The following is a 16885-nucleotide window of genomic DNA, read 5'->3' on the forward strand; positions in this document are numbered from 1 at the left end:
CACTCCCATAGTGGTTTTTTGTAAGGGCCGGGTATCCCTTATAAAAATCATTTTCATATATCATAAGGGCTTCTGCCCCTTCCAGTCTCACCAGATCGCAGAGATTCCGGCACTCATACCGGTCTCCTTCTTCCCCGGATGCAGGAACCATATAATTGCTCTCCCAGTCATAAAGACCGTCGATTTCCGTGCTGCGAAGCCCGACCACTTCCAGGAGCCCATGGGGAACGCCTCCAGGAAAGCACCTGTCTGATTCATCCACGATTCCGGACCAATAGGTGGTTACCAGCTGTCCGCCATTACGGACAAATGCTTCTATTTTCTCCTCAATACCGCTGCGGTATAAGTAAAGCATGGGGGCAGCCAAAAGCTGGTAATCCTCCAGGCCGTCATCCATGGTAATTACATCCACATTAAATCCCAGCTTTTTTATCGCGCTGTAGACCTTTACGCAGGTCTCATGATAATAAAGCCCTTTGTTTCTGGGACCTTGTGCATCTTCCATTGCCCAGCGGTTTTCCACATCATAGATCAGGGCTGCTTTGGGCCCCACTCCTGTCCCGGACAATTCTCCTAAAAGGGCAAGCTCTTTTCCTATAGAGCTGACCTCCTCAAATACTCTGGTGTCTGTCTTTCCATAATGGTCAATGACTGCCCCGTGGAATTTTTCAGAGCTTCCCGGGCTTTGGCGGATCTGGAAATATAAGACGCTGTCCGACCCGTGGGCAACTGCCTGCCAGGAAGCCAGCCTTAAAAGACCGGGCTTTTTTAGCTTACTGACTCCCTGCCAGTTTGTGCTGCTTGGACAGGATTCCATGAGCAGAAACGGTTTCTTCTTTAAGCTTCTCATGAAATCATGCTGCATGCCGTTATCCCTGGCCGTAAGAATCTCCTTTTCCTTGTGCCACAAAGGATAGGTGTCCCAGGAAACCACATCCACTGCCTGAGAAAGCTTCCGGTAATTAAGTCCCTGGTAGTCATACATAAAGTTGGTGGTAACAGGCTGCCCCGCTCCCGCTTCCCGCAAAGAGGCGGCCTCCCACCGGACAAAATCCATGGTTTGATCCGTCACAAACCGCTTCCAGTCCAGGTTTAATCCATGTACCATGCGCTCTCCTATGGGGGAGGGGCTTTCCACCTGGTCAAAGGACTGATAGCCGTGGCTCCAGAATGCCGTGCACCAGCTCCTGTTTAAACGTTCGATGGAACCATACCTCTGTTCCAGCCAATTTCGGAACCCATCCTGGCACAATGGACAATGACACTCACCCCCGTATTCATTGGAGAGATGCCAAAGAAGAACTCCTGGATGAGAGCCAAACTCTTTTCCCAGCCTTTCATTGATCTGCTTTACCTTTTCCCTATATACAGGAGAGGTGTAACAATGATTGTGACGTCCCCCAAAACGCTGGCGCCGCCCTGTATCATCTACCCGAAGGACCTCCGGATATTTGTCTGCCAGCCATTTGGGACGGGCACCGGATGGGGTACCCATGATGGTGTATATTCCGTTTTCATAGAGCTGATCCACCCGTTCCTTTAGCCAGGAAAACTCAAATTTTCCTTCCTCCGGCTCCAGAAAGGACCAGGCAAACATCCCCATGGTAACCGTATTGATCCCGGCCCTTTTCATATATTCCAAATCCTCTTCTAGGATCTCAGGCTCTTGAAGCCATTGTTCCGGGCTGTAATCCCCTCCGTGCCATATGCCAAGATTTTTCATATTTCATAACTCCTTTTCTCCATAAAAATACCGCAGCCGATTCCATATCCGGAAGCCGGCCGCAGCATCTGATTTGATTTCTTTTTATTTTACTGCTCCTGTGATACCTTCTGCAAAGCTTCTTTGCAGCAGGAAGAAAACGATTACCGTTGGAATGGTGCAGACTAATACAGCCAGCATGAGGATTCCATAATCGGTCACGTATCCTTGCGTTAAGTTAGCCACAAGCATTGGCATGGTAATGCTGTTCGCATCAGACATGATCACCTTAGGCCAAAGGTAACTGTTCCAGGCACTCATAAAGGTAATGGTCATAGCTGCTGCATAGGTGGAACGCATGGTAGGCAGAAACATCCGGTAGAAAATCTGGAACTCACTTAACCCGTCAAGCCTTGCCGCCTCCATGATATCCGCTGGAAAGGATCTTGCGCTCTGGCGGAACATCATAATCAGAAACGGGGTGGATATGGTGGGAAGAATAAATCCCAGGGTACTGTTTAACAGCCTTGCACTTGAAAACATCCGGTAAAGGGGAATCATGGTGGCTGCAAAGGGAACCATCATTGCCAGCAGGATCACGCTCATGACCCGGTCCTTTGCCTTGTCATGAAAGACTTCAAACCCATACCCTGCGATGGAACAGACCAGCAGGGAGATCAACGTCATGATAATAGAATACTTAAAGGAATTCCCAAGGGCTGTGGCAACATTCTGGGAAGCGAACAGCTTCTTCACATTGTCAAAAAGTGCTGTTCCGAATATCAGGGTCCCTCTGGTCACATCCACGCTTTTATTGGTAGCCGCAACCATCATCCAGTACAAAGGGAACACTGAGATGACAGAGACAATGGTCAGGAATGCATATGCAATAAACTTTTTTCCTTTAGTCACGCTTATCACCTACCTTCAGCTGTATAAATGCAAGAACTGCCACCAGAATCAGGATTAAGTAAGACATGGAAGCTGCATACCCAAAGTTTGGCACATACTTGAATGATACATTATAAATATAGTGGGACATGGTAATGGTGGAATTGGCCGGTCCGCCGTTTGTCAAGTTCACGGACTCATCAAACAGCTGCAGGGTACCGTTGGTGGACATGATGGCCGTCAGCAGAATGGTGGGCTTTAAAAGCGGAACCGTAATCCGGAAGAAGGACTGAAACGGAGAGGCTCCGTCAATTTTTGCCGCTTCATACACGGAATACTCAATGTTCTGTAAACCGGATAGATAAAACACCATGTTATAGCCTGTCCACCTCCAGACCAGGGCCAGGATAATTACGATCCTGGCAGAATTTGGATGGCCCAGGAAGTTGTATCCTGTGGTCAATATCCCAAGCTTTATGAGAACGATATTGACCAGCCCATCCACTGCAAACAGGGAACGGAAAATTACTGCATAGGATACCAGGGAGGTTGCACAGGGCAAAAAAATCGCAGTACGGAATAGCCCCTTGAACCGCAGGTCTTTATTGTTCAGCAGGGAAGCCAGGACCAGGGCCGATACAAGCATGATAGGAACCTGTATGATCAAATAAATAAAATTGTTTTTCAGAGCCTGCATAAAAACAGGATCCTTGAACATTCTTACATAATTGGTCCCGCCTGTCCACTTCATTGCCGCGCCGATTCCCGTCTGAAAGGAAAGGAACAGTGCCTGGATCATGGGCAGAAAACTCATAATTGCAATCAGGATGACCGCAGGCGTTAAAAATGTCCAGCCCGCAAGGCTCTGTTTCTGGCCTAGGGACAGCTTTTTCTTTGAATTTCCCACTGAAATGCCTCCTCCCTCTTATTTTTATTTACCCATTGCAAACTTAACTGTATCTTCTGCTGTTTTAATCTCTGAATCTATGTCAGCTCCTGAGACTACATGCGTAATGGCAGTTGCAACCGCATCACGGGCCTCATAATAATAAACGCCTGTATTATTGGAAGGAACCTTTGATGCAAACTCTGTGATCTGTGCATATACCGGCTTTCCTCCAAAGAATGCCTGTGGTTCTCCATAAACCTTACTGTCTGCTGCCGGAAGATAAGTTGCCAGTGCTCCGGATTTTGGAAGAATGGTTTCATAAAAAGGAACGCTTCCTGCAAAGGTCTTTGACAGGAAATCTGCAGCCAGTTCCGGATTCTTGCTTCCGGCAGTTACTGCCCAGCTGGAACCTCCATTGTTGGAATAATTGGTTGCATCGCTTACTCCCTCAAGCTTCGGGATATTGGTAATCGCCCAATTGCCGGTCTGGTCTTCTGCGGTCTGGATGCTTGCCATGATCCAGCAGCCGTTGATGGTTCCTGCCACTGTGCTGTTTGTCATGGTTCCGACATACTGATCCCAGTCATTGACTTCCACAAGCACGCCGCTCTTAACAAGGGAAACATAGGTTTCGATAACCTTTTTCAGCTTGTCATTTCCAACCATGCTTGGGTTCCCGTCTTTATCAAAGAGGCTTCCCCCTGCGGACTGGAGCATGATCATGATCAGATCGGACTCTCCTGCTGTACAGGATAACAGTGGTTTTCCTGTCTTAGCTAAAATTTCCTCGCCCATGGACTGATACTTGCTCCAGGTAATATCTGTAAAATCTGCATCCGTATATCCGGCTTCTTTTAATACATCGGTACGATAGGCGGCAATTGCAGCACCGTTATCAAAGGGAACCCCATACTTTTTCCCATCTACAACAGAGTAAGCAGTTTTAGCATTTGGAAACTTTGAAAAATCAACTCCGCTTCCGGTTAAATCCTTAAAGGCGTCAGGATAGCTGATTACATTCTTCTGAAATGCATTGTCCTGCATTAACAGGATATCAGGAAGAGTATCCAGGTTTTTAGAAGTAGCCGCCGTCGTCAGCTTGGTCTGCACGTCATCCCAGGGCGTCTCCACTACATTCAGTTTGAAATCCGGATGATCCTTCTGGTACACCTTTGCCGCTTCTTCCATGGCATAAATGTTAAATGCAGGATCCCAGCACCAGACAGTCAGTTCGTTTGCGGCCTTAGCCCCATCTCCTGTCTTTCCTCCTGCATTCTGTCCTGCACCGCCAGAACTCCCGCAGGCTGTCAGGGAAGCCATCATGGCTCCGGCCAGTAATATGGATGCAATTCTTCTCTTCATAGCAAAACTCCTCCTCTTTCATAAAAAATTGGCTTGTATGATAAATTCATTATACCAACATCTTTTGATTTAAAGTCTTTAGATTCAATTAAAAAACGCGCATATTCGATCATTATTCCCTTAATCCCAGCCTTTTTGAGCGCTGATTTTGTAGTGGAGGAGCTTTCCCTCATAATTTTCTTTTGATTTTTTCCATTGATATGGGGAAATATTTAATATTTTTCTGAAATTCCGGTTAAATGCAGAAATTGAAGCAAATCCCGACTCCTCCCCAACCTCTTCCATGGATTTCTCTGTTTTTTTCAGCAGTTCACAGGCACTCTGGACCCGGATCAAGTTGATATAGTCCAAAGGCTTCATATTCATTCCCTCTTCAAAAACACGGCGGAAATGGCTTTCGCTCATGTTGCAGGCCTCTGCCAGACTGCTGACCTTGATTTCCTGGTGATAATGCGCAGCAACATAATCCAGGGCGCCTGCTAAAACGGCATCACTGCCCCTGCCTCCTACCATCCGCTCCTCATCATCGGAAAGCCGCAGAAGTTCCACCACAAAAGCATGAAGATAGCCCCGTATGCTGTCTTTGTAATAAGGCTTTTTATGACGTGCTTCTTCCATGATGCCCAGAATCAGTCTGGACAGGGCGGGATTGTCCGCACCTGGCAGAAGGTATCCGGTACGCTGGAGCCTCTTTAATATGGCGCTTTGGAGCACCGGGTCATAGCCGTACACTTCGGATACTGTTTTTTCCAGATCAATGTACATCCACTCCCAATACCCCTTTGTCCCATCCACAGTGTTCGTGGTATGAGGAAGCCTTGGCGGTACGATCATCAAGGAATGGCCGGAAAAAGGAAGGCGTTCCTGCCCCAAGACCACCTCTCCGTCCCCCCAGTGGCAATATCCGATTTCCATGAGATCGTGAAAATGAAGGTATTTGATATCTTTCCCATATTCCCGGATCCAATCCTCCCCCAATAGAGCCAGAACCACTTCTGTCTCCGGAATCACATAGTAACGCAATTCCACCTTCTCCCTTTGTTTTGCCACAAACATCTTTCCCCCTTTGTCCGGATCGTTTCTAAAACAGCCGCAGATATTTGCGGTAAAAACAGAAAAAGCATCCCCTGCCATGAAATTCTTCTCCTATCATGGCAGAGACTGCTCTTCTTTTGAATTATGGTTATGATACCGTGTAAAGCCAATCGGATATTTGCTATGACCAAGGGGTCAGACCCTCCGCGACCTTGCTTGATGATGTTAAATTACAAGAGAGGGCGGCGCATAAACCCTTGCCGTCAACTCCGAATCCAGCAAATACAATCCCTTGGGATCATTTCCAAATAAGTCATATCTCTTTATAATCTCGTCCGTATTTTTTTCCTCTTCATTCTGTTCTTTTACGAACCAGTCAAGGAACTGCATGGTACGGAAATCTTTTAATTCATAAGCGGCTCCGTAAATATCATGAATGGAGGCCGTTACCTTCAACTCATGTTCATAGGCAGCCATGGCCGGCTGGCGGAAATCCGTGTAAACAAAATCAGGAGCCTTAATATCTTCCAGTACAACCTTTTCGCCGTTGTTAAGTAAATAATTCATGAAGAGCATGGCATGATCCCGCTCTTCCTGGGTCTGGATCTTAAACCAGTTAGCAAAACCATTTAAATTACTGTCCGTATAATAGTTGGCTATATCCAGATAGATGTATGCCGAATACAGTTCAAAATTGATCTGTTTGTTAATTTTTGCAACAATTTCTTTATTTAACAAAATCTACGCCTCCTTTTTATCTGTTTTTTTATTGATTGTTTTATATCCGATTGAATTGACATTCAAAATGATATATTATATTCTAACATTTATTACCAAATTATTCAATGGTGTAATAAAAATTATTTATTTTAAATAGCGTCTGATAATAGCCCGATCTGGCATTATTTGCAAACATCTTCACACAAAAAGGCCGCTGCTTTGTCCCCGATTCCTCATTGGCAAAGCAGCGGCCCTTACAGGCTTAATAATCGCTTGTTATTTTTTAACTTTTACTTTTTTCTTCTCCCACATAGCCCAAAGCGTACCTGCCACGCAAATGGAGGAGTAGCATCCGGTCAGGATACCAAAGAACATTGGAAGTGAAAACTCCAAAATAGACCCGATCTGGAAGTAAACGGAAGCTGCCAGAATGATAAGCACGCAGATTCCCGTGGTACAGGACGTATTGATAGATCTTCCAAGGGTTTGGGTGGTACTGATATTAACCAGCTCATCGACCGGCATTTTAGGATCCTTCTTTCTGTTTTCACGGATCCGGTCATAGATAACGATGGTATCGTTGATGGAATAACCGATAATCGTTAGGACGACCGCCACAAAGGCATCGTTTAACGGAATCCGGAACAGCACGAATACAAAGAACACCACAATTACATCATGAAGCAGAGCGATCATTGCAGTTACTCCTGCAGGAAGACCGGATATTGTTGAAAACCGGATCCAAACATATACAACAATGAAGAGCAGAGAAAGTACAATAGCAACCGCTGCATTCTTCATTGCCTTTGCTCCGATATAAGGCTCAACCACATAGGTCTCCGACAGTTTTGCATCTGCATTGTCGCTTGTACTGTTGATGGCATCCGTTACCTTTTTCTGATCTTCCGGAGACATACCCGAAGTTCCTGCAAGTGTAACGGAAAGTCTCTTAAGCCCGGTCATGTTATCTTCTTTGATCTGAACGGTAACCGGCCGGTTTGTCTCCCGCTCGATGGCTGCCTGGATCGTACCTGTATCCGCTTCATCTGATACGGAATAGCTTAATACTGCACCTCCGGTAAACTGGGTATCCAGCTTTACTCCAAAGATGAAGCAGCCTACAATTCCGGAAAGGATAACCGCCCCGGAGATGATTCCAAAGATATATTTCTTCTGATAGAACGGAATGATTTTTTTATCTTTTCTGATCCGGAACCATTTTTCATCATTCCATGAAGCATTCTGGATCAGGGATAATAATAGCTGCTTGGAAACAGAAACACCTACCAAGAGGTTCACGATCATACCGATCAGTAAAGTATAACCAAAGCTCAGCATGGTGCCTGAACCTAAAAACATCAGAATTATTGCAACAATGGCTGTGGTCACATTTCCGTCTAAAACGGATGAGAACGCATTTTTATATCCGGCCAATATTGCGCCTTTCACGGAAATGCCTTTTTTCAGTTCATCCGAGATACGCTCTGAAATAATAATATTCGTATCCACCGCCATACCTATGGTCAGGATGATACCTGCAATACCCGGAAGTGTCAGGGTATACTGCGGAATAGAGACGGCAAGCATCTGCATAACCGTCTGCAGTACCAGAGTGACACAGGCAACAGCGCCTGGCAGCTTGTAAAACACCAGCATAAACAAACAGATCACTAAAAACGCTGCCAATCCTGCATATATCATAATCGATAAAGCATTGTTTCCAAGAGATGGGCTTATGGTGGAGAAATTGGTGGTCTTAAGGGAAAATGGAAGAGAGCCTGCATTGATCTTCTCAGCCAGATTCTTTGCATCATCATAATCCTGCATTCCTGTAATAACTGCCTGTCCGCCTGATATCTTAGTCTGTACCGTCGGGCTGGAAATCAGATCCTGATCCATGTAAATGCTCATCCGTTTTCCGATCAGCTTTCCTGTCGCATCTTCAAACAGCTTGGAGCCTTCTGCATTAAAGCTAAGAGCTACCTGATAGCTCTTGATCCCGTTGTTATTAGCGGTCTCAGGAGCTGCATTCTGTACATCTTTTCCCTGGATCAGCACATTACCATCAGGATCCCGGAATGTAAGCTCAGCCATCTCGCCTAACTCCGCAATGGCCTCTTCCGGGTTAAAATTGGTCTCCCCGGATTTCCATGGGAACCGGACGATGATGTATCCTCCGTTTTTATCCACGGTCACCTCGCGGTCAACGATATTCTGGTTATCCATACGGGTCTCTATGACCTGCCTGGCTGTATCAAGTTCCTTTTCTGATGGGCTGCGGTCAAGTCCCTGGGGTTCAAATACTGCCTCCACTCCTCCGCGGATGTCGATGCCGTAACGCATTTCACGTACGCCCTTAATACCGCTTCCGGCCCCAAATGCCGCGACACAAATGAGAGCCGCAATTACTATTAAAATTGCAGCAAGCATTTTCTTTCCTGGCTTCATTGGTTATCCTCTTTTCTTATTAATATTTTAAATACTTTTTTAAATTCCAACCCTTACTCCTTTCTCACCATCCGAATCATGGATGTACCTGATCAGATACTCTCTGCCGGCGTACCCCTCCTTCATCAACATGGTTCGTTCCGACCATAAAATAAGCGGGACAAACAGGAACAATTCTTTGACCACCAGATACTTTAATGGTAAGATTCCGACTAAATACCTGCTCCAGGCATCAACCAGAGTTTCACCCGCAGCTTCTTCCTCTAAGGCCCCCGGAAATTCAGCGACCGCGTCATTCTTTTTCGGATGAGTATATCCCTTAGGCAGGGCCTGCGTTATAATCAAAAGAGCCTGTCCAGGAATCCAGTCCATGCCCAGCGCATTCAGTTCTCCAAAAAGTAAGGCAATACAACATAACAGTGCCAGGATCCGGCTGACAGACCTGGCTTTCTTTACCTGGTATTTCAATGATACTCCTCCTGCGGCAGCCGCATCATAAAACATAATAATCGGATGATATCCTGTTGCATTGTACTACAATTTTTAACGAAACACAACCCTGGTCTTATGGAAAATGCCATATTCCCGGCGTAGCTTGTTCAGTGCAGAACTTTTTTCAGAATTTGTTCCAGCAAACCTTTTTCTTCCTCCGTAAGCGGGGAAAAAATACTGTCATTCTCTCTCTTCCAATCCCTCATAAGTTCTTTGGCCGACTCATATCCCTTACCGGTCAGCGAGATCTTTATGTCTTTTCCTTCATCCTGCTTACGGCAGACACACCCCTTTTTCTCCAGCTTTTGCAAAGCCTCCTCCAGCCCCTTATCATGCAGCCCGGATTTTTCCTTAAGCTCCTTTTGTGTCAGGCTGCCTTTTTCTGCCAATGCTGCCATGATATATAGCCTGACCCCTTTCCCGCCCAGCTTCCCGGCATTCCGCTCAGGCAGCAGATGGAAGCTGTTCTTACAAAGGCGCATCAGCCTGATCTCAGACTGGATATCTTTCCATTCATCAGTTTCAGGATCCATGGCTGGTTCCTTTTTCTCTTCTTTTTCCTTTTTCTCTTCTTTTTCCTTCTTCTGTTCCTTTATTCTCTTCTCCGCCAATGCTTTTCCCTTTCCGCAGTGGGGATCTTTTAAAGAACAATGTCTTTTGCAGTACGGGCAGTGTTCTTTTGCAAGTATCTCATATTTCATTCCGGTTCCTCCATTTGTGCATTTTAAATTTCACAGCCAAATATTGCAATGCTTACCATTCTTCTTAATTCTCCAGTAATGGCCTTGATCCGAACCGTTGCCATTACAATTCCTCTAACTATTTTATTACTACTTTTTTAATTATGCAAGAGTAAGATCTCCAAGGTTCTGTGGGGGAACCCCTTGGTGAAAATGTACAACTTTTAAAAGATCAGTTGCATTTCATTTTATATCATTGTACTGTAAAAAAGGACCGGTCCTAATACAAGGAAAGAAGGAAATACAATGATTTTAAAAACAGAATATATTGCTCCCTGCTCCATGGCTTATATCAGGCATACCGGCCCTTATGGTCCGGGCAATATAGAGACCATGGAACATTTAAAACACTGGGCAAAGTCCAGGGATTTAATGAACGGCCATTCCGTCATTCTGGGTATCGCCCAGGATAATCCACAAATCATACCGCCCGAAACGTGCCGGTATGATGCCTGTATCCTCCTGCCTGACGGATACTCTGGCAGTGGTTCTGGCGGAAATTCTGGCAGAAACTCTGGTGGCAGCTCTGACACTGAAAAAGAGGTTCACCTTGGCAGCATCACCGGAGGCAAGTATGGGGTCTTTACCATAGACCATACAGCCGAGGCAGTTAAGCAGGCATGGGAAGAAGTTTTCCAGCAGCTATTTAAAGAAAACTATATTCCTGATTCTTCACGGCCGATTTTAGAACGTTATAAGGCAGAACTTATAGAGCAGCACCTATGTGAACTCTGTATCCCAATTCTATAAATCATGGATAAAACCAATTCGCAGAACCTAAGGATTATGTTCTGGGGATCATGTGTCGGGGATTATGAGCTGAGGATCATGTGATTGCAGACATCCGCAGGGTGCTGATGCTGATGGATCCGGAAGTCTGAATCAGGAAAAAAATAAAGAAAGGGCGAAGCCTGAAAGAGGCTTCGCCCAAAACTTCTCTACTGGTTATTCACCAAATACTGCTTTATAATCCGCCTTGAATTTCTCAATTCCCTGATCGGTCAGCGGGTGCTTTACCATCTGAACCAGTACACTGTAAGGTACGGTAGCAATGTCGGCTCCTGCCTTTGCACAGTCAATGACATGGATCGGGTTACGGACGCTGGCTGCAATGATTTCTGTCTCAATTCCGTGTTCCTTAAAAATATCCATGATATCACAAATCAAATCAATACCTGGCATGGAGATGTCATCCAGACGGCCTAAAAACGGTGAAACGTAGGTTGCGCCTGCGCGGGCAGCCAAAAGTGCCTGAGCGGCAGAAAACACCAGTGTCACATTGGTCTTGATTCCTTCTGCGGTCAATACCTTAACGGCTTTCAGTCCTTCCACGGTCATAGGGATCTTTACAACCATATTTGGATGGATCGCTGCGATTTCACGGCCCTCTGCAATCATACCTTCTGCATCCTCAGTTGTCGCTTTCACTTCTCCGCTGATGGGTCCGTCCACTATAGAAGTGATTTCTTTGATGACTTCAACGAAATCCCGGCCTTCTTTGGCGATCAGGGAAGGATTCGTGGTAACACCGCAGATGATGCCCATATCGTTTGCTTTCTTTACGTCTTCCGTATTTGCTGTATCGATAAAAAATCTCATGGCAATTCTCCTTACATGTTATATTTATTCATAACTAGCCAACTTTGCAAAATTCAATCTTCTCTCCATTCGGTCCCTGAAAAAGAAAGAAACGATTGGTGAGAGGTGCAAACATCTGGTTGGATTCTATTCCGTCGGATATAAGTTTATGTCCCTGTGCTACGATCTCCTCATAAGCTTCATCCAGGTTTTCGCAGGTTAGGGCAATGTGATCGATGTTTCCGATGGGCTTTATCTCCTGGCGTCTGGGATAGTATTCAATGACACAAGTCCCGCATTGCAGCATTCCCCGAATCCCTCCATCCACCAGTCTGGTAAATCCCAGATTCTCGTAGAAGGCTACGGTTGCTTCCGGTTCATCCGTGGGAATTGCCACATGGGCAACTCCCGATGGTTTGTTTTTCAGCATTAGGAGCCTCCTATGCCAGCAGGCTCTTTACATATTCTGCAATGGATTCATCCTTGTAGTTTGCGAAGAACAGCTCTCCGAATTTCTCGCCGCCAACGGCTCCCTTTACCAGTTCCTGGTCAAGTCCCTGTAAGCAGGTCAGGATATCCTTTAAGTTATTTTCTCTTACCACATCTAAGATTTTCTTATTTCTCTGCTCCGGAATGGCTCTCTCTCTTGGATAGCCCTGTCCGCTTTCTTCAGAAAATAATTTTTCAAATGTATACTCCAGATTCAGTTCTGCACCCCAGCCAAAGCCTTTTGCAAACGGCATGGCGATCGCATTGCCGTCGTTGATCTGTGCAAACATGTAGCCGTCGCTTGGGTCACACACATGACCGCAGATCACGCCAGGGAAGCTGTTTAAAGCCAGCATGGCACCTTCGCCGGTTCCGCATCCGGTGATCACATAATCTGCTGCGCCGGAATTTAATAGGATGGCTGCCAGGATTCCGTTCTGTACATAAGTCAGGGAATTGCTGTCCTCTGCGGAATACATGCCATAGTTATCCACGGTATAGCCCTTTGTATCTGCAACCTTCTTTAAGCTGTTGTAAATCATTTCGTTTTTAGCCGCCTGGCTGTTCTCATTAATTAATGCGATTCTCATGCTTCCAACACTCCTTTTATCTGATTATATACTTGTTTCTCACTCAGTCCGTATTCCTCCAGAAGCTCTTCCGGCTTTCCGGACTGGCCGAATCGGTCCTGTACACCGATCTTTTTAAATGTTACGTTACACTTGTTTCCCAGAAGAACATCGCCAACTGCATCTCCAAGACCGCCGATGACGCTGTGTTCTTCCACAGTTATAACATTCTTACACTTCTCAGCATATTTCAAAATGCACTCCCTGTCAATAGGCTTAATGGTATGCATATTGACAACAGTTACGGATTTTCCTTCTGCCTCAAGCTTCTTTGCACATTCCAGTACGGTGGATACCATGATGCCGCAGGCAAATACCACTGCATCCGTACCTTCTTTTAATACGTTTGCTTTTCCTATTACAAAGGGCATATCCTCTTCAAACACCGGACTTGGAAGTCTTGCCAGACGAAGATAAGCCGGACCCTGCATTTCTGCAACTGCCTTTACGGCACGGTGGGTTTCGCTGGCATCACAGGGAACAACCACAGTCATGCCGGGGATTACCCGCATAAGAGCCATATCTTCAATGGCCTGGTGGCTTCCGCCGTCTTCGCCAAGTGTGATTCCGGAATGGGTCATACCCAGCTTTACATTGAAATTAGGGTAAGCGACACCATTTCTTACCTGCTCATACGCCCGTCCGGCACCAAATATGGCAAAGGTGCTGCAGAAAGGTATGTATCCCATGGTAGAAAGGCCCGCACTCATATCAACCATGTTTGCTTCTGCAATGCCTGCATTAAAAAACCGTTCCGGGAACTTTTCTGCAAAGGTCGCAGTCATGGTGGCATGTGCCAGATCCGCATCCATTACAACAACTTTCTCATTTGCATCGCCAAGTTCAGCAAGCGCCTCACCGTATGCCACTCTTATTGCTTTCATTTCACTCATGTCATTAACCCTCCAGTTCCTTTAATGCCTGCTGTCTTTCTGCTTCACTTGGTGCCTTGCCGTGCCAGCCTACCTGGTTTTCCATAAAGGAAACGCCTTTTCCTTTTACCGTGTGTGCCAGGATGCATTTTGGCTTACCTTCCATGGTGCTGATGGAGTATGCTGCCAGAACTTCTTCCAGATTGTTGCCGTCCGGAAGCTCCAGTACATTAAATCCAAATGCTTTGAATTTGGAAGATAAATCACCGAGGGACATAACCTGCTCATTGCTTCCGTCGATCTGAAGACCGTTGTTATCAATGATGATCGTAAGATTGTCCAGATGGTAGTTGGCTGCTGCCATGCATGCCTCCCAGACCTGTCCTTCCTGAAGCTCTCCATCTCCAAGCAGGGTATATACTTTTGTATCCTTATTCTGAGCCTTTGCTCCAAGTGCCATTCCTACCGCAATGGAGATTCCCTGTCCCAGAGAGCCGGTGGAAGCATCGATTCCGGGAACCTTTTTCGCATCCGGATGTCCCTGAAGAATGCTGTGGAGCTGACGGAAATTCTTGAATTCTGCTTTGTCAAAAAAGCCCATCTCACCTAATACCGCATAATAGCAGGGAGCTGCATGTCCCTTGCTCAGCACAAAGCGGTCCCGGTCCTCATTGTCCGGATCCTTTGGATCTACCCGCATCTGAGTATAAAACAGTGCTGCCATCAGCTCTACCGCTGATAAAGAACCGCCTGGATGGCCGCTGGCTGCATCAGCTGTCATATTAATAATATCCTTGCGGATATCCTTGCATTTCCCTTTTAATTCCACAATGTCCATCATGTTTTTATGCCTCCGTCTAAATTATGTAATATTACTTTTTGAGGGAACCTCTCTTTTTTAAGTAATCCACGTATACCGCTCCAAGGATTACGCATCCTTTTACTACAAACTGCCAGTAGCTGCTGATCTTAAGTAAGTTCATGCCGTTATTAAGAACACCGATGATCAACACGCCGATCACGGTTCCGCCCATTGTACCGATACCGCCGTTAAAGCTTGTACCGCCAAGTACGGAAGCTGCAATTGCGTCCCGCTCAAAGCCTTCTCCTACGGATGGCTGGCCGGAATACAGCCTTGCTGCCAGAACCACACCGGCTAAGGCTGCCATCACACCGCTGATGATGAATACCCTTACCTGGATCCATTTGGTATCAACACCTGCGTATTTGGCTGCTTCCTTGTTTCCTCCGGTGGCATAGACATGACGTCCAAAGGAGGTACGGTTCATGATGAAATAAAGAATTACAAATGCAACGATTACAAATACAACCGGAATTGGAATTCCAAGGAAGCTTCCTACTCCCATGTTGTTGAATGTTTCGTTATTGGACTGTGCGGGCTGACCGCCTGTTAATATGTAGCTGACACCTCGTACGATGATCTGCATGGATAAGGTTACGATAAATGGCGGCAGAGTTGTATGCGAAATAACATATCCATTGAAAAGGCCAATGACCGCACCAAATAACAGGGGGACCAGAAAGCAAAGGATAACCGGCAGTCCCGCATTCCCGCAGCGTACGGCAATAACGCCGGCAGCCGCTACAACGGAGCCTACGGATAAGTCAATGCCGCCGCAGATCAGTACGCATGTAATACCGAATGCAATAAAACCATTGACACAGACCTGGCGCAGTACGCTGAACAGGTTATTTTTAACAAGAAAGGTATCGGTTGTAATCGATAATATAATACACAGGAATACCAACGCGATCATGGCCGCCATATTGCGTTTCAGCCAGATCATAAAGGGATTGGTGTTCCAGAGGCTTGGTGCTTGTATCTCAGATGTCTCTGATTGATTCTTCTTGCTTAACATGTTGTATGTTCTCCTCCCACTGCAAATGACATGATCGTTTCCTGTGTAGCTTCCGTCTCCTGCTGGTCTAAGATTCCGGCCAGATGTCCTTCCCTCATAATGGCAACCCGGCTGGAGTTATTGATGATCTCAGGAAGTTCTGAAGAGATCATGATAATGGAAACTCCTTCACTTGCCAGGCTGTGCATCAGCTTATATATCTCTGCCTTTGCTCCTACATCGATCCCTCGGGTCGGTTCGTCCAGAATGAGTACCTTCGGCTTTGCTGCCAGCCATTTGGATATGACGATCTTCTGCTGGTTGCCGCCGGAAAGCTCTCCTGCCGTCTGTTCCACGGATGCCATCTTAATAGAAAGCTTCTGCTTGAACTCATCTACAATATTCGATTCCTTTTTCTTGTCCACTCGTAACTGATGTATAAATTCAGAAAGCACCTGGAATGTCAGATTGGTTGCAATGCTATGGCTAAGGAAAAGCCCCTGCTCCTTACGCTCTTCCGGCACCAGTGCGATGCCTGCATTCATTGCATCCCTCGGTTTACTGATGGTAAGCTTTTTCCCTTCCAGCCAGATCTCTCCTGACTGAATGCTGTCAATGCCGAATAACGCCAGTGCCAGCTCGGTACGCCCCGCCCCTACCAATCCTGAGAATCCAAGTATTTCCCCTTTTCTCAATGTAAAACTGATATCAAATACCTTATTGGTTGTTAAATGTTTCACTTCCATGATGACGTCCCCGCCGATGACACGTTTGTTTCCATACATGTTGTTAAATTCACGGCCTACCATCATACTGATCAATTCATTTTCTGTTGTTTCTTTTGTATCTCTGGTTCCTATAAACTTACCGTCACGGAGTACCGTTACCGAATCGCAGACCTTAAAGGTCTCTTCCATACGATGCGAGATGTAGATCATCGCAACTCCGGCTTTTTTTAAACGGTCGATCTGTGCAAACAGATTGTCTGTCTCGCTTTTTGACAAAGATGCTGTGGGTTCGTCCAGAATCAGGATTTTTGCCCCCTCATTCACCGCTCTTGCAATTTCTATCATCTGCTGCTGTGCCACGGATAGCCCCCGAATCAGCATTCCAGCATCCAGATCCAGTCCCAGCGCATCAAGAGCTTTCTGCGCCTCATGCTTCATTTTCCGGTAATCC

Annotated in this window: 17 protein-coding genes; 1 reads left to right on the plus strand and 16 read right to left on the minus strand. The window is 46.1% G+C overall.

From position 1 onward, the window contains the following. From RT269_RS26535 to RT269_RS26575, 9 genes are all read right to left on the minus strand, one after another. On the minus strand, positions 1-1723 hold a 1723-nt coding region (locus RT269_RS26535), incomplete at its 3' end, for a beta-galactosidase (protein ID WP_313187196.1). An 84-nt stretch (positions 1724-1807) separates the two neighbouring features. Beyond that, positions 1808-2614: a carbohydrate ABC transporter permease gene (locus RT269_RS26540; RefSeq protein WP_313187198.1), complete on the minus strand. Its 807-nt coding sequence runs from the start codon at positions 2612-2614 to the stop codon at positions 1808-1810. Next, complete coding sequence (locus RT269_RS26545; protein WP_313187200.1) at positions 2607-3500, minus strand: carbohydrate ABC transporter permease; 894 nt, start codon at positions 3498-3500, stop codon at positions 2607-2609. The genes RT269_RS26540 and RT269_RS26545 overlap by 8 nt, the downstream gene beginning before the upstream one ends. A gap of 24 nt (positions 3501-3524) precedes the next feature. Continuing rightward, complete coding sequence (locus RT269_RS26550; RefSeq protein WP_313187202.1) at positions 3525-4844, minus strand: ABC transporter substrate-binding protein; 1320 nt, start codon at positions 4842-4844, stop codon at positions 3525-3527. Positions 4845-4964: 120 nt separating this feature from the next. After that, positions 4965-5978, minus strand: a complete 1014-nt coding sequence (locus RT269_RS26555) for an AraC family transcriptional regulator (protein WP_313187204.1) — start codon at positions 5976-5978, stop codon at positions 4965-4967. 126 nt (positions 5979-6104) lie between these two features. Further along, positions 6105-6617, minus strand: coding sequence for a ferritin (locus RT269_RS26560; protein WP_313187206.1), 513 nt, complete (start codon positions 6615-6617; stop codon positions 6105-6107). Positions 6618-6875: 258 nt separating this feature from the next. Further along, complete coding sequence (secF, locus tag RT269_RS26565; RefSeq protein ID WP_313187208.1) at positions 6876-9047, minus strand: protein translocase subunit SecF; 2172 nt, start codon at positions 9045-9047, stop codon at positions 6876-6878. A gap of 39 nt (positions 9048-9086) precedes the next feature. Continuing rightward, the gene (locus tag RT269_RS26570) at positions 9087-9515 is read right to left on the minus strand and encodes a hypothetical protein (RefSeq protein WP_313187210.1); all 429 of its coding nucleotides are present in this window, start codon (positions 9513-9515) and stop codon (positions 9087-9089) included. A 131-nt stretch (positions 9516-9646) separates the two neighbouring features. Continuing rightward, positions 9647-10240, minus strand: a complete 594-nt coding sequence (locus RT269_RS26575; protein ID WP_313187212.1) for a MarR family winged helix-turn-helix transcriptional regulator — start codon at positions 10238-10240, stop codon at positions 9647-9649. A 285-nt stretch (positions 10241-10525) separates the two neighbouring features. Between RT269_RS26575 and RT269_RS26580 the strand changes: the two genes are divergently transcribed. Then, positions 10526-11029 carry an AraC family transcriptional regulator gene (locus RT269_RS26580; RefSeq protein WP_313187214.1) on the plus strand — a complete coding sequence of 168 codons (504 nt, stop codon included), beginning with the start codon at positions 10526-10528 and terminating at the stop codon, positions 11027-11029. Positions 11030-11224: 195 nt separating this feature from the next. Here the strand turns inward: RT269_RS26580 and fsa are convergent, their stop codons facing one another. The 7 genes from fsa to RT269_RS26615 all read right to left on the minus strand — a co-directional run. Continuing rightward, positions 11225-11878, minus strand: coding sequence for a fructose-6-phosphate aldolase (fsa, locus tag RT269_RS26585; RefSeq protein WP_100305821.1), 654 nt, complete (start codon positions 11876-11878; stop codon positions 11225-11227). A 34-nt stretch (positions 11879-11912) separates the two neighbouring features. Next, entirely contained in the window at positions 11913-12287 is a 375-nt protein-coding gene (locus tag RT269_RS26590) for a VOC family protein (RefSeq protein WP_313187216.1), read from the minus strand. Positions 12288-12297: 10 nt separating this feature from the next. Then, complete coding sequence (locus RT269_RS26595) at positions 12298-12936, minus strand: RpiB/LacA/LacB family sugar-phosphate isomerase (protein WP_313187218.1); 639 nt, start codon at positions 12934-12936, stop codon at positions 12298-12300. Beyond that, a complete protein-coding gene (locus RT269_RS26600; RefSeq protein WP_313187219.1) occupies positions 12933-13868 on the minus strand; it encodes a transketolase family protein in 936 nt (311 codons plus the stop codon). Before RT269_RS26600 ends, RT269_RS26595 begins: the two co-directional genes overlap by 4 nt. 4 nt (positions 13869-13872) lie before the next feature. Further along, positions 13873-14685, minus strand: coding sequence for a transketolase (locus RT269_RS26605; RefSeq protein WP_025231613.1), 813 nt, complete (start codon positions 14683-14685; stop codon positions 13873-13875). Between the two features lie 34 nt (positions 14686-14719). Beyond that, on the minus strand, positions 14720-15727 hold the full coding sequence (locus RT269_RS26610) for an ABC transporter permease (protein ID WP_313187223.1): 1008 nt from the start codon (positions 15725-15727) through the stop codon (positions 14720-14722). Beyond that, on the minus strand, positions 15721-16885 hold a 1165-nt coding region (locus RT269_RS26615; RefSeq protein WP_313187225.1), incomplete at its 5' end, for a sugar ABC transporter ATP-binding protein. The genes RT269_RS26610 and RT269_RS26615, both read right to left, overlap by 7 nt.

It is taken from the genome of Lacrimispora sp., from assembly GCF_032078915.1.
In the GTDB taxonomy this organism is placed as follows: Bacteria; Bacillota; Clostridia; order Lachnospirales; family Lachnospiraceae; genus Lacrimispora.